Annotated in this window: 12 protein-coding genes; all 12 read right to left on the bottom strand. The window is 58.8% G+C overall.

The genetic code is table 11. The annotated features are described in order from the left end of the window. Positions 1-82: 82 nt before the first annotated feature. Positions 83-379, bottom strand: a complete 297-nt coding sequence (fliT, locus tag AC19YY_RS04755; RefSeq protein WP_057438799.1) for a flagellar protein FliT — start codon at positions 377-379, stop codon at positions 83-85. Positions 380-404: 25 nt separating this feature from the next. Then, positions 405-794 (bottom strand): flagellar export chaperone FliS, encoded by a 390-nt coding sequence (fliS, locus tag AC19YY_RS04750; protein ID WP_169955918.1) that lies wholly within the window; start codon positions 792-794, stop codon positions 405-407. A gap of 139 nt (positions 795-933) precedes the next feature. Further along, complete coding sequence (gene fliD / locus AC19YY_RS04745) at positions 934-2,298, bottom strand: flagellar filament capping protein FliD (protein ID WP_169955917.1); 1,365 nt, start codon at positions 2,296-2,298, stop codon at positions 934-936. Positions 2,299-2,381: 83 nt separating this feature from the next. After that, positions 2,382-2,726 (bottom strand): flagellar protein FlaG, encoded by a 345-nt coding sequence (locus AC19YY_RS04740; RefSeq protein ID WP_170042616.1) that lies wholly within the window; start codon positions 2,724-2,726, stop codon positions 2,382-2,384. 74 nt (positions 2,727-2,800) lie between these two features. Continuing rightward, entirely contained in the window at positions 2,801-4,570 is a 1,770-nt protein-coding gene (locus AC19YY_RS04735) for a flagellin N-terminal helical domain-containing protein (protein WP_170056957.1), read from the bottom strand. A gap of 285 nt (positions 4,571-4,855) precedes the next feature. Beyond that, positions 4,856-5,785, bottom strand: coding sequence for a ketoacyl-ACP synthase III (locus AC19YY_RS04730; RefSeq protein WP_170042614.1), 930 nt, complete (start codon positions 5,783-5,785; stop codon positions 4,856-4,858). 268 nt (positions 5,786-6,053) lie between these two features. Next, positions 6,054-7,673 carry a flagellar hook-associated protein 3 gene (locus AC19YY_RS04725; RefSeq protein ID WP_170042613.1) on the bottom strand — a complete coding sequence of 540 codons (1,620 nt, stop codon included), beginning with the start codon at positions 7,671-7,673 and terminating at the stop codon, positions 6,054-6,056. 14 nt (positions 7,674-7,687) lie between these two features. Beyond that, positions 7,688-9,712 (bottom strand): flagellar hook-associated protein FlgK, encoded by a 2,025-nt coding sequence (gene flgK / locus AC19YY_RS04720; RefSeq protein ID WP_170042612.1) that lies wholly within the window; start codon positions 9,710-9,712, stop codon positions 7,688-7,690. A 10-nt stretch (positions 9,713-9,722) separates the two neighbouring features. Next, a complete protein-coding gene (gene flgJ / locus AC19YY_RS04715; protein ID WP_169955911.1) occupies positions 9,723-10,985 on the bottom strand; it encodes a flagellar assembly peptidoglycan hydrolase FlgJ in 1,263 nt (420 codons plus the stop codon). A gap of 4 nt (positions 10,986-10,989) precedes the next feature. Then, positions 10,990-12,078, bottom strand: coding sequence for a flagellar basal body P-ring protein FlgI (locus AC19YY_RS04710; RefSeq protein WP_169955967.1), 1,089 nt, complete (start codon positions 12,076-12,078; stop codon positions 10,990-10,992). A gap of 27 nt (positions 12,079-12,105) precedes the next feature. Continuing rightward, on the bottom strand, positions 12,106-12,801 hold the full coding sequence (gene flgH, locus AC19YY_RS04705) for a flagellar basal body L-ring protein FlgH (RefSeq protein ID WP_032859002.1): 696 nt from the start codon (positions 12,799-12,801) through the stop codon (positions 12,106-12,108). Between the two features lie 52 nt (positions 12,802-12,853). Then, on the bottom strand, positions 12,854-13,639 hold the full coding sequence (gene flgG, locus AC19YY_RS04700; RefSeq protein ID WP_057958870.1) for a flagellar basal-body rod protein FlgG: 786 nt from the start codon (positions 13,637-13,639) through the stop codon (positions 12,854-12,856). Between the last annotated feature and the right edge of the window lie 29 nt (positions 13,640-13,668).

Raw genomic sequence — 13,668 nt, 5'->3', positions numbered from 1 at the left:
GTCTGAAAATAGCACTAGTTAAGTCAAAATTATGCGAGCAGTCAAATTTATGACGCACTATGTTCGGATTAACTGAGCCAGATCAGCCGAACAGATGGTAAACCTTTGACGCATTTTTCGCTTGGTTGATCTGCGACATCTCTTCAAATATCGCCTGGCGCTCGCCGGTCGTCACTTCCAGCAACTGCTGGTAGACCGCTAACAGGCTTTCCAGCTTCTCCCGCAGCGCGTCCTCGTCCACCGGCGCTTCGCTGAGCACCTCGTCGATCCAGACACGGCAGCCCATGTCCAATTCGCTGATCGCATCCCAATTGCGCTCTGCCAGTGCGCCAACCAAAGCGTCGCGGGTTTCGTCAATCCGTTGCAGTGCGTGGCTCATGCTGTGTTCCTCAAGGCCGACGGCCTTATTGTGGCGCGATGGCATCCCAGCCTTGTTTCACGGTGATCATCAGGCGGGCAACTTCGTCGATAATTTCGGGATCGTTGCTGGAATTGGCTTGAACCAGACGTGTATTCATATATTCGTACAGACTGTCCAACTGCTGGATCGCGGCAGGATCGTCAGCCTTCTCTTCATCGAGCCCTTGACGCAACCCAGTGATGATGTCGATAGCCTTGGCAATCAGTACGCATTTTTGAGCCACGTCGCCACGGGCCATTGCCCCTTTGGCCTGAGCCATACGATCAAGGCCGCCCTCAAGCAGCATCTGGATCAGGCGGTGAGGGCTGGCCTCGGACACCTGAGCGTGGGAGTTAACCTTCTGATATTGGCGAAGGGCTTTCATCGGGTTCATGTTGCTACCTCGTTACACGCCATGGGCGAATAGGTTTGCTCTAACCAGTTTTTCGACCAGGACGTAAAAAACTTTAATCCAGCACTCGCCCCCCGAAGGAGCTGACGTACCCTTCTTGAGCACGTCAGCCAGCCCGGGATCAGCTTGATGATTTGGGATTATTCAGCGAGTTGAGAGTGGTCATGATGCTGGAGCTGCTGGCATTGATCTTGGCGATCATCGTGTCCATCGCCGTGTATTTGGACATGAGGCTCGTCTGCAAGCTCTCCATGCGCCGATCAAGGTCTGCCTGCTGGGTTGTCAGAGCCGTGAACTTGTTATTGAGATCCGTGACACGAGAGGCCAGCGTCCCAGTGGTACCGACGTAGGAATCGGTGACCTTGGTCATACGCGAAATCAAGCCATTGGTACCCGTGAAGAGCTTGGCAATATCAGCCGCCCCCTTAACCACTGCCTTATCCCACGACTTATCGTCCAGGCTTAACAAGCCGGTTTTCTGATCCGTGGTGATACCCATCTGGGAAAGACTGCTAATAGATCCCCCGCCCGAACCGTTGACCAATTCACTGCGCACGCTGGAAACAAGGTCGCGCATCGACGCATCACCGGTCAAGGCGCCAGCCGTGGTAGTCGCAGCATCGCCGGTGGCGGTAACCTTGGTCTGGGCATTGATACTCGTCATCAGGGCGTTGTACGCCGTGACAAAGGACTGCACCGAGGTCTTCAGCGTAGCCGTGTTGCTTTCAACGTTGATGGTGATTGGCTTGGTTTTGTCAGCCGCTACTAAGTCCAACGTCACACCACTGATAGCAGAAGTCACCTTGTTGCTCGTGGACTCCATGGCAATACCATCGATGGTGTACTTCGCGTTCTGCGCGACTGGCCCCTTGTCGTAACCAACTGCCAGGTCTGCGTTGCCACTCAATGTGATGTCGGTTCCAACGCCGGTATTGCTTGAGCCAATCACCAGGCGTGCGCCGTTGGAGTCACTCAACACGTTGGCACTGATACCTTGGGCAGACAGCTGGGTGTTGATCGACTCACGCACTTGTTGCAGGGTCGCGCCGCCTGGTATCAATACGTCGTAATTCTTGCCCGACTGAGTGATAGTCAGCGTCTGGTTTTCTTCAGTTGGGTTGGCTACTGCTGCCGCACCAGTGAATACCTTAGTGGTTGCCTTGGACGAAGTCGCCAAGTCATTTACCACAACCACGTATTTGCCACTGGAGGCTGCATCACCCAGTGTAACCTTGATGTTTTTATCTTCGGACGAGGTAGCCGCCAGCCCATTGAAGGCTGACACGTTGTTCAACTTGGCGATCGCCGCCCGATAGGCTTCCAGCGCACTCTTTACAGTGCCAACTGCCGACAACTGAGTTGTGGTAATTTTTTGCTGGTTGGTGATTTGGGATTGCTTTGGCGCTTTTTCCGCCCCCACCAACGCCTTGACGATAGCCTGCGTGTCGTAGCCCGAACCCGGGCCGGAAATCGTTGAACTAGCCATTTGCTTTTCTCCTTGTCCTGCGGCTGCCGCTTTATTGGCGGATGAACGCCCAGACAGCAATCAGAAACATGTTTCGTGCCAACTCAAGCCCGTGTATCAAACAACAGACTGCTGGCATCGCTCAGGTTCTGCGCCAGCTTCAGCGCGGTCTCCGATGGAATCTGGCGGATCACTTCGCCACTGTCGGTGGCGATCACCTTGACGACCACTTTACCGGTGGTGTCATCGATGGAAAAGTCCAGGTTACGCTGGGTAGCCTGCACAAACTCGCGAATATCGGTTACAGCTTTTTCTAATGCCACACGCTGCGGGGCCTCGGTGGAAGCCGAGTCATTCTCCGGCGCGGGCTTGACCGGCGTGACGGAAGCGCTAGGGGCCTGGGTTGTCCCAGCCGGGTAAGACGCGTTCAGCTTGATGCTCATGTCCATGTCATCACCTCAAAACTGAAAAAAACGAAAGGGCACGTAGACGCGCCCTTCCGTTAATCAACCGATACCGACTATTACTGAAGCAGCTTCAGAACAGCGGATGGCAGTTGGTTGGCCTGGGACAGGATCGCAGTCGAAGCCTGTTGCAGGGTTTGCTGCTTGGTCAGTTCAGCGGCTTCAGAAGCGAAGTCGGCGTCCTGTACACGGCTACGGGCAGCAGTGGAGTTTTCAGAGATGCTTTGCAGGTTGGCCACGGTGCTGTCGAAACGGTTTTGTACAGCACCCAGTTGCGAACGCTGGCTATCCACTTGCTGAATCGCGCCTTCCAGAGCCTGGATGGTTTGTTGAGCAGAGGTTGCGCTCAGAATGCTCAGGTCAGCAACAGTCGTGTCCATGGTGGTAGCTGCGGTCGGAGTTGCAGACGCTGCGGTCAGACCCAAGGTAGCCAAGCCAGTACCGGCGCTACCGTCAGCAACAGTGATGTCTTTGGTGGAGAACAGGTTCAGGGTGTTGTCAGCGTTTTTACTGGCAGTCACACCGGTACTGGCGCTGTTGATGGACGACACGATGTCAGCCATGGTCGAACCAGCAGTGAACTTCACTTCAGTACCGTTCAAGCTTACCGAAGTAGCGGTGCCCAGCTTGGCTTCAGTAGTACCGGCCGACAGACCCAACTTGGCCAGTGCGCCAGCACCACCATTTGTAGCTACGCCAGTACCGTTGCCCAGCTTGATAGCTTTGCCATCAGCGGAGCTCAGCAGCAAGCGGCCTTCCGAAGAAACAGTGGCGGTAACGCCAGTGCCAGGAACAATCGGCGGGCCAGCTACATCAGCGGCCGCAGTGTTGATCTTGCCAGCGATTGCAGCTAGGTCGTCACCAACAGCAAAGGCAACGTTTTTGCCATTGATATTAATCTCAGCTTTAGCGTCCAGCTTGCCAGGCACAGCCGGGGTAGTGGTAGTAGTACCTGCAACCGCAACTGGAGTAGTCATACCGCTGTTGGCAGTACCACCAGCTACAGTGATTGCCGCAGCAGAGGTCAGTTTCAGCTTGCCGGCATCGTCGCTTGCAACAACACCAATATCTGCGGTGTTGTTGATTGCAGTAATGGCTGCAGTCAACGTCATGCCAGCTGTCAGCGTTACCGCTTTAGAGTTGATGGTCAGTGTTTCACCACCAGCTGGGATGGTGCCCCACGCAGCGTTACCGGTAGAGGTGAACGGAGTAGTGGTAGTGACTGCTGGAGTACCACCTGGCAGCGTTACAGCATTAGCAGTAACGGAAGCCGATAGGGAGGTGGTTGCACCTTTTACATTTGCTTCGCTGTAAGTACCCTTCAGGCCCGCAGCGCTCAGGTCGCTCATACCAAACGAAATAGTCTGGTTGGCATCAGCACCGATCTGGAAGCCAACGTTCTGGAAGGAGCCATCCAGCAGTTTACGACCACCGAAAGTAGTGGTCTGAGCAATACGAGTCAGCTCACCGGATTTAGCCGTAAACTCTTGCTGCAAGGAAGCACGGTCAGCGTCGCTTTTATCACCGTTCGCGGACTGCAGAGCCAGTTCACGCAGACGTTGCAGAATGTTGGTGGATTCTTGCATCGCGCCTTCAGCGGTCTGGGCGATGGAAGTACCGTTGTTGGCGTTGGCGATGGCAACGGTCATGCCTTTGACTTGGGAAGTCAGACGGTTAGCGATCTGCATGCCAGCGGCGTCGTCTTTGGCGCTGTTGATTTTCAGGCCGGAAGACAGACGGGTCATCGAGGTGCCCAGGGCATCGCCGGCTTTGTTCAGGTTCCGCTGAACGGTCAACGATGTAATGTTGGTGTTTACTGATAAAGCCATGACGAAATCCTCGTGGGTTGGATACTGCGGCTTCCGGCCCTGGCAACCGCCGGGTGTGGCCTAGAGAACCTTCGTAATAGTTATCGTCGTGAATGCAGGTTGCTTGAGGATTTTTTTGAATTTTTTTACTAGCCCTGTGCCACCCCTTGTATTTCAAGGCCTTATAGATGGTCAAAATGCCAGCGATCACGGGTTACTGGCGCCAGAACACCGCCTCAATACGCGCATAAAAAAACGCCCATGATCTTTCGACCCTGGGCGTTTTTTATGCAGCCTATCAAAGCATCACGGCCGATAGATAATCGCCGAGCCCCACGACAGGCCAACGCCAAACCCACTCAGGGCCACGCGCTTCCACTCGGCGTCCATCACGTGCTTTTCCAGCAGCAGCGGAATGCTCGATGACACGGTGTTACCGGTCTCGACCATATCCTTGATGAATTTCTCCACCGGTGCATCTTCAAAACGGCGGGCCACGGCGTCGACAATCGCCGCACTGCCCTGGTGGATGCAGAACGCGTCGATGTCATCGGCCACAAGGTCCGACTCTTTGAGCAGCTCGTGCAAATGCGCCGGCACTTTGAGCAATGCGAAGTTGAAGACCTGGCGGCCATTCATGAAGAACACCCCATCGCTGACCTTCAAGTGCGGTGCGCCGGAGCCGTCGGTGCCGAACTTGGCCTTGCCCAGCTGCCAGGGAGCGTCTTCGCCCATCCAGGTAGCGGTGGCGGCGTCGCCAAACAGCATGGTGGTGTTGCGATCTTCCGGGTCGACGATCTTCGAGTACGGGTCGGCGGTCACCAGCAGGCCGTTTTTCAGGCCGGCGGCTTCCATGAAGCCTTTCATCGCGTAGATGCCGTAGACGTAGCCGGAGCAGCCCAGGGAAATATCGAAGGCCGCGACGTGGGTTGGCAGGCCCAGCTTGTCCTGGACGATGGCGGCGGTGTGCGGCAGCCCTTCTTCGTCGCCGTTCTGGGTCACGACGATCAGCGCGTCAATCGACTCACGCTTGAGCCCGGGGTTGTTGGCAAACAAGGCATTGACTGCCTCGACGCACAAATCCGAGGTTTCCTGTGCAGCATCCTTGCGCGGCAGGAACGCCGAGCCGATCTTGCCAATGATGAACTCTTCATCCTTGGCGAATTTTGCACCCTGGGCGTAGTTGTCCAGCCCTTCTGCCGGCACGTAGCTGGCGATGCTTTTTATGCCAATCATTGTGGCTTCCCAATACAAAATAGCTGGAGAACACCCCTGAAAACCCTTCAGGAGCGCTGACAATAAAGGGGATAACCCCGCAAAAACCCGCCGAAACTACCGAAGCCAAAGCCTGCAAAGCGGTCTGGCCTTTTCACACGATACAGTGAAGATGCGCTTTATGACTCATAGGTCACTCATTTTTGTGCGCTTTGTTCAAAAGCCTGCGCTAGAAACGACGACGGCCCACCGTGTTTCCACGGTGGGCCGTCGGGGATTGCTCAAGCGTTTACATCTTGCTGAACAGGCTCAGCTGAGAGATTTTCACAAAGGCCAACTGCGAGGCCTCCAACATTGCCTTCTGAAAAGCCAGATCAATCGAGGCTCCAGCCATATCGGTGTCACCAATGACTGCGATGGTCGACTTGTTGGCCAGAACCATGCTGGTGTTCTCCGTTTCCTGAATTGCCAGCGAGTTCATCCGCGCGCCAATGGAGCCGCGCACACTATCGATCTGAACCTGCGAAGCCTTGATATTGGTAATGGCCGCGTTGACCACATCGGTCACCATGGCCTGGGCCAGCGGGTTGCCGTCGGACGGGGTTTCCAGGGCCTGGCGCAACTGGCTGAGGGTATCCAGCGCGTTTTGCGTCTTGTGGGTATTGGAACCCACGGCGAACTGGTCACCGATGTCTGGCGCGCCGGTGAGGTCGAACTTCACGCCCGCAGCGGTGATGCTGTCTGGTGTCGCGGGCACCGGCGGTGGCCCCGGCTGCGCTGGCGTGCCAGGTACCACAGTGCCGTTGGAGACCGGCTTGCTGTCGGCGGTGATCGGCTGGGCGTACACCTCGTAAGCAGTGGCCGAGGTGAATTTGATCACCGCGCCCTTGTTCGGGAACGTGCTGCTGTAGTCAGCCTGGCTGGTGACCGTGCCACCCGCCAACTGCGCCGAGGACTGGTTGCTCGGCGTGCGCGAGACACTGAAGCTGTCCGGCTTGCTTTGCAGGGTGAATTCGCGGTCCTTGTAGATCGCGTCCGCTTCGGCGCCGGGCTTGGCGTCGCCCAGGTTCTGGCCGATATCAAACGTCACGCCGCGCACGGTGACCGACGCACTGCCTTCCTTGGTCGCATCGAACTTGCCGTTGCCCGGGGTTTGCGACGTGATGTCGTTACCCGCCGCATCCGACACGGTGTATTCGGTGCTACTGATAAAGGTCAGCTTGTACGGCTGGCCGCCAGTGAAGCTGCTGTCGTAGGTCGACGGCGAGGTCACGATGCCGCCCGAGACCAGCACCTTGCCATCGTTGACACTACCGATGGCCTGGGTGCGACCAGCATTCACCGTGCCTTCGAGGATCGACTTGCCGGTGTCGTTGACCACCATCGACAAAGTGTCCGAGACCTTCAGGCTCAGGGGCGTTTCGTCACCCTGGTAGCTGTAGGTGCCGTCGCTGTTACGGGCGTAGGGCGGCGTATCGCTCTTGCCGCCGGCAAACAGGTAATGACCGGACGAGTCCTTGCTGTTGAGCAGGCTCAGCACCTGCTTCTCGATTTCACCGATTTCGGCGGCCACGGTCTTGCGCTCGGCATCGCTGATACCGCCACCGCCCTTACCCGCCACTTTCAGCGACAGTTCACTGGCACGCTGCAGCGCAGTGTCGAGAGCGTCAAGCACGCTTTCCTCGCTGTTGAGCGAGTTCTTCATGCTGCCGATATTGCCGGCGTACTGCCCCAACATGTCCTGCTGCTGTTGCAGCAGTAGCAAACGCGCCGCTCCTACAGGATCATCCGCCGCAGTTTGAATACGCACGCCGGAGTCGATCTGCTGCTGCGTCTTGATGACGTTGGAGAAGTTGTTGGTGTAACGCGCAGTCGTGGTATTGAAATACTGTTCGGTCGAGATACGCATCGTCTCAAACTCCCTTAAAGACTGTTGATCAGCGTGCTGAAGGTTTCTTGCGCAGCTTTAATGATCTGCGACGACGCGGTGTAGTACTGCTGGAAACGGATCATGTCGCCGGCCTCCTCGTCCAGGTTGACCTGGGACACAGAGCTGCGATTAGAGGTGGCGGCCGCAAGCATGGCGCTGGTCGCGCTGTTGTCGACGTTGGCCTGGCTGGCCTTGCCGCCCACGGACGAGACCAACTGGCTGTACGCGGTACTCATGCTCACGCCGGCGTTGCCATCGGTGGCGCCCACGGTCTTGCGGGTTTGCAGGTCGAGCAATTGCAGGGCGTTGCGGTTGTCGAGCTTGCCGCTGCTGTTGAACGACACGGTGTAGCTATCATCCGGCTTGGGTTCGCCACGGATCACTGTGTTGACCCCGAACGTCTTCGCATTACCGGCGCCGTCGACGTAGGGCACATTGATCGTCAGCTTGTTGTCCTGGCCGGGCACGATGGTACCGGTGCCAATGGGCTGGCCCTGGGCATTATTGATCACATAGCTCTGGGTACCATCGGCGGCACGCTCGCCAAAGGTCATCTTGACCGGCATCGAGCTCTTGATTGCCGCTTCCAACTGCGCCGTGTCGGCACCGCCATGGATATCCAGGGGCAGCGTCAGGGTCGGCGGATCAAACACGCCAGTGCCGCTGTTGTTCTTGTTGCCCTCGGCCAGCAGCGGCGCAGAAAACGCCAGCTTGTTGGGGTCGGTCATCACCACCTTGAGGTCCATCGCGCCACCGGCGGTCGGGCTGACCTTGAACGTATCGCCAGCAGCCACCGGGCCCTTGCCATCCAGGGCCAGGGTGAAGCCGTCGATTTCCGGTGGCGTCTGGGTGATGTCGAAGGTGCCCATGGACTTACCGTCCGAACGCAGCACGGTGTAGTTCTTGTCGTCACTGAAGGTCACTTTGTAGTCAAAGGTGCTCAGTTTGCTGGTGTCTTTGATCGTGACGTTCAGGTTGCCGGAGTTCGCACTGTTGCTGGAGCCGCCCACACTGCGCTGGCCGATGGCAAACACACTGTTGATGTCATTGAACAGCGCGGCGCCGAACTGCCCGTTGGCGTCCAGGCCCTGCCCCAACTGGGTATTGACCGCTTCACCGACAACCATGGCGGTACGCCCCAGGTCGTTGATGGCCGGCATCAGCACGTCCTGGCGATACCGCAGCAAGCCGCCAATGGAGCCACCGCTGACCACCGAACTGACGTCCATCGGTTGCCCACCGGTGGTCAACACCACCGAGTACTGACTCTTGTCATCCTTGCTCGGCACTGCCGACAGCTTGTTCGACACGCCGTCCGCGACCAGGGTTTGCCCGGTGCCCAGGGAGACATTGAAGTGGCCGTCCGCCTCAGTGACCTTGACCCCCACCAGTTCGTTGAGCGAGCGCACCGCTTCGTTGCGCGCATCCAGCAGGTTCGCCGGCTCGCCGTTGCCCTGGCCCTTGGCCTGGGAAATCTGCTGGTTGAGGGCGGCAATCGAGGAGGTCAACTGGTTGACCTGGCCGGTGATGGTTTCCAGTTGGCTGTTGATGCCTTCTTTCTGTTTATTCAGTTCGGTCGCAATCGAGTTGAAGCGGTTGCCCAGGGTCTGGGCAATGGTCAAGACCAACTGGCGCGCGGAGTTGTCGCTAGGGTTTGCCGAGGACGTCTGCAACGCGGCGAAGAAACTGTTCAAGGCCGCACCGACCCCGGTGGACTTGTCGGACAGCAGCTTGTCCACCGAACCGATCTGGTCCAGGTAGGCCTTGGCGTCGAAGTTCAGCGATGTGGTGGTCTGCAACTGGGTGTCGAGGAACTGGTTATACACCCGGCGCACATCCGACAGCGTCGTGCCAGTGCCGACAAAGACCCCGCCGACCCCGGACATGCCATTGGCCGTCTGCATGGTCTGCTGACGCGAGTATCCAGGGGTCTTGGCGTTGGCAATGTTGTTACTCAAGGTCGCAAGCGATCCCTGAGCCGCATTGAGTCCTGACATCCCGATATTGAGCAAACCCATGGTTCAAACCTTATAAATGAGTGGATGCGCCAGCGGCAGCGTAGTTTTGGTAGCTGTTCATGGTTTTGGCGATCTGCGAAATCTTGCTGGCGTAGTCCGGATCCGTTGCATAACCGGCTTTTTGCAACTCGCGTACAAACTGTTCCGGGTTATCGGCCGACTTCAGAACTTCTTGATATCTATCATTGCTTTGCAACAGGGTCACGAGGTCGTGGAAGCTGTCCTGGTACGAGTCGTAGGAACGGAACTGCGCCGTTTCCTTGACCATCTCGCCATTGCGAAACTCGCTGGTGATCGCCCGCGCCTGGGCGCCCTGCCAGCTCTGCCCGGCCTTAATGCCAAACAGGTTGTGGCTGCTGCTGCCGTCTTGCTGGCGCATCACCGATTTGCCCCAACCGGTTTCCAGGGCGGCCTGGGCCACAAGGTAGCGTGGGTCGATGCCAATGCGCTCGGCTGCCTGCTTGGCCATGGGCAGCATGGTGGCGACAAATTCGTCTTGGGAAGTGAAGGCTTTTTTCGCCGGGGCCAGCGGTGGCTGGGCCACGGCGCGGCCGTAGACCTGCATGCGCGAATCGCGGGCGGCAAAGGTGCGCGCGGCACCGTTGATCACACCATCTTCGGCCGCGCTGTTGCGCAGTGGCGCCGCCTTGGCAGCAGCCGGCGCCTCGACACCCGGCACGATACCGGCCAGCAGGCGATCAGTGAGCTTGCTCGGCAAGGCGATGCGCCGCTGATTCATCAGGGCCATGTCATTGCGCAGCGTGCCTTCATCGGCCCGTGGCGCCACTTCGACCCGCGCCGCCCACAGCGCGCGCTGGCCATTGGAACGGCCCAGCGGGCCATCCGCCAGGGTGCCGGCGGCAATCGGCGTGGGGACGTCGACTTTCTTCTCGATCGCGTCCGGGCCCTGCAAGGTCGAGGCCTGCCCTTCCACCGGTTTGTTCTTTTGCATCTGGCGCAGCAAAACGTCCGCAAGGCCGATACCGCCGCCCTCGCGGGACAGCGAGACCGCCAGTTGCTGATCGTACATTTCCTGATACTGCTTGGCCGCCGGCGTGTTCAGCGGGTTGTCCTTGCCCAGGGCGTCGGTGGCCGAGCGCATGGATTTGAGCATCTCGTTGAGAAACAGCGACTCGAATTCCTGCGCCACTTTGCGCATGTTGCCGTCGCTGTTCTTGTCGCCAAACTTGAGCTGGTTAAGCCGGTTCAGGTCGGAGTAAGACCCCGAGTCTGCCGTGCTGGCGATACCGCTCTTGCGCATGTCCATGGCCATGACCTCAAATCACGATCAGGTCGGCTTGCAAGGCGCCGGCCTGTTTCAGGGCTTCGAGGATCGCCATCAAGTCGCCGGGCGCCGCACCCACCTGGTTCACCGCACGTACGATTTCATCCAGGGTGGTACCGGGGCCGAACTTGAACATCGGCTTGGCTTCTTGCTGGGCATTGACCCGCGAACGCGGGACCACAGCAGTCTGGCCACCGGACAGCGGCCCAGGCTGGCTGACAATCGGGTCTTCGGTGATGGTCACGGTCAGGCTGCCGTGGGTTACGGCTGCCGGCGACACCTTGACGTTCTGGCCGATCACGATAGTACCGGTGCGCGAGTTGATGATGACCTTGGCCACCGCCTGGCCCGGATCGACCTCAAGGTTTTCCAGGATCGACAGGTAGTCCACACGCTGGCTTGGGTCCAGCGGCGCAGTCACGCGGATCGAGCCGCCGTCGATGGCCTGGGCCACGCCAGGGCCGAGCATGTCGTTGATCTTGTCCACCACGCGCTTGGCGGTGGTGAAGTCTGAACGGTTGAGGTTCAGGGTCAGGCTGTTACCCTGGTTGAAACCACTGGGCACGGTGCGCTCCACCGTGGCACCGCCAGGAATCCGCCCGGCCGACGGCACGTTGACGGTGATCTTCGAGCCGTCGCGGCCTTCTGCATCAAACCCGCCCACCACCAGGTTGCCCTGGGCGATGGCATAGACGTTGCCGTCGATACCTTTGAGCGGCGTCATCAGCAAGGTGCCGCCGCGCAGGCTTTTGGAGTTACCGATGGACGATACGGTGATGTCCACCACCTGCCCCGGCTTGGAGAACGCCGGCAGATCGGCACTGATCGACACCGCCGCGACGTTTTTCAACTGCACGTTGCCCGACCCTGGCGGCACCTTGATCCCGAACTGCGAGAGCATGTTGTTGAAGGTCTGCAGGGTGAACGGGGTCTGGGTGGTCTGGTCACCCGTGCCGTTGAGCCCCACCACCAGGCCATAGCCGATCAACTGGTTGGTGCGCACCCCGGAAATACTGGCGATGTCCTTCAGGCGTTCGGCCTGGGCAGCAACGCTCAGGGAGAGCAACAACACCGCTGCCATCAGCTGTTTGAAATTCAAAGTGATCACCTAGAAAGGGAACAGCGGGCTAAGGAAGAAACGGTCGAACCAACCCGGCTGACTGGCGTCGGCAAACGAACCCGTACCCGAATAGGTAATGCGTGCATCGGCAATCCGTGTGGACGGCACGGTGTTGTCGGTGGCGATATCGTCCGCGCGCACCATGCCGGCGATGCGCACCAGTTCGTCACCGGTGTTGAGGGTCATCCACTTCTCGCCGCGCACGGCAATGATGCCGTTGGGCAGCACATCGGCCACGGTCACGGTGATCGAGCCCACCAGGCTGTTGCCCTGCCCGGCCTTGCTGCTGCCGTTGGTGGCACGGTCGCCGCTGTAGCCCACGTCCAGGCTCAAGTCACCGCTGCCCAGGGGGTTGTTGGTGTTCAAGCCACCGCCAAACAGCGAGGTCAGGCCGATGCCGGTCTTGCTGTTCTTGGCCACCTGGGAGTTGGCGTTCTTGCTCGCCGTGGTGCGCTCGTTCAGGGTGATGGTGATGATGTCGCCCACACGGAACGCCTTGCGGTCGCTGTACAGGTTCTGTTCGAAACCGGCCTGGTAGATCGAGCCATTGTTGGCGGCAGCTGGCAGCGGCGTGCGCGGCAACACCGGCGCGTAGTACGGGTCATTGGGTTTTGGCGTCGGGGCGACACAGCCCGCGAGCACGGCAATCCCACTCAATGCCAGAACAGAAACAAAGCGACTCATGACCCTTCCCTCACGGTGTTGCAGGCGCCTTATGAGCGCCCCATAGACTGGATTACAGATTCTGCGTAACGAACGAAAGCATCTGGTCGGCGGTGGAGATCACCTTGGAGTTCATCTCGTAGGCACGCTGGGTGGTGATCATGTTGACCATCTCTTCCACGGTGCTGACGTTGGAGGTTTCCAGGGTGCTTTGCAGGGTGGTGCCAAACCCGTTGAGGCCCGGGGTGCCGACTTGCGGCGCACCGCTGGCGGCGGTTTCCAGGAACAGGTTGTTACCGGTGGCTTGCAGGCCGGCCGGGTTAATGAAGTCGGCGGTTTGCAGGTTGCCGATCACTTGCGATGCCGGGTTGCCGGCAATGGTGACGGACACGGTGCCGTCGGCGCCGACCGTGAAGGTCTGGGCATCGTTGGGCACGACAATTGCCGGCTCCAGGGCAAAACCGTTGGCGGTCACGACCTGGCCGTTGGAGTCCAGGTGGAAAGTACCGTCACGGGTGTAGGACGTAGTGCCATCCGGTTGCAGGATCTGGAAGAAGCCACGGCCATTGATCGCCATGTCCAGCGGCTGCCCGGTCTGTTGCAGGTTGCCGGCGGTGAAGTTCTTCTGGGTGCCGACGATGGACACACCGGTACCCACTTGCAGGCCCGACGGCAATTCGCTGTCCTGGGTCGACTGTGCACCCGGCTGGCGCTTGATTTGATAGAGCAGGTCCTGGAACTCGGCGCGATCACGTTTAAAGCCCGTGGTCGAAACGTTCGCCAGGTTGTTGGAAATAACGGTCAGGTTGGTGTCCTGGGCGGACAGACCGGTTTTGGCAACCCATAGAGCCGGAAGCATGCTGTTCTCCTTCGTGCGCCTGTTTGTTG

This window comes from Pseudomonas sp. MF09156 (genome assembly GCF_059862305.1).
Note: the sequence above shows the minus strand (reverse complement) of the source record. Positions and strands in the feature narration are given on the sequence as shown.

What these genes read in the sequence shown, in the direction of transcription:
- fliT (WP_057438799.1), bottom strand. Translation starts at nt 379, where the DNA reads ATGAGCCACGCACTGCAACGGATTGACGAAACCCGCGACGCTTTGGTT.
- fliS (WP_169955918.1), bottom strand. Translation starts at nt 794, where the DNA reads ATGAACCCGATGAAAGCCCTTCGCCAATATCAGAAGGTTAACTCCCAC.
- fliD (WP_169955917.1), bottom strand. Translation starts at nt 2,298, where the DNA reads ATGGCTAGTTCAACGATTTCCGGCCCGGGTTCGGGCTACGACACGCAG.
- AC19YY_RS04740 (WP_170042616.1), bottom strand. Translation starts at nt 2,726, where the DNA reads ATGGACATGAGCATCAAGCTGAACGCGTCTTACCCGGCTGGGACAACC.
- AC19YY_RS04735 (WP_170056957.1), bottom strand. Translation starts at nt 4,570, where the DNA reads ATGGCTTTATCAGTAAACACCAACATTACATCGTTGACCGTTCAGCGG.
- AC19YY_RS04730 (WP_170042614.1), bottom strand. Translation starts at nt 5,785, where the DNA reads ATGATTGGCATAAAAAGCATCGCCAGCTACGTGCCGGCAGAAGGGCTG.
- AC19YY_RS04725 (WP_170042613.1), bottom strand. Translation starts at nt 7,673, where the DNA reads ATGCGTATCTCGACCGAACAGTATTTCAATACCACGACTGCGCGTTAC.
- flgK (WP_170042612.1), bottom strand. Translation starts at nt 9,712, where the DNA reads ATGGGTTTGCTCAATATCGGGATGTCAGGACTCAATGCGGCTCAGGGA.
- flgJ (WP_169955911.1), bottom strand. Translation starts at nt 10,985, where the DNA reads ATGGCCATGGACATGCGCAAGAGCGGTATCGCCAGCACGGCAGACTCG.
- AC19YY_RS04710 (WP_169955967.1), bottom strand. Translation starts at nt 12,078, where the DNA reads ATGGCAGCGGTGTTGTTGCTCTCCCTGAGCGTTGCTGCCCAGGCCGAA.
- flgH (WP_032859002.1), bottom strand. Translation starts at nt 12,801, where the DNA reads ATGAGTCGCTTTGTTTCTGTTCTGGCATTGAGTGGGATTGCCGTGCTC.
- flgG (WP_057958870.1), bottom strand. Translation starts at nt 13,639, where the DNA reads ATGCTTCCGGCTCTATGGGTTGCCAAAACCGGTCTGTCCGCCCAGGAC.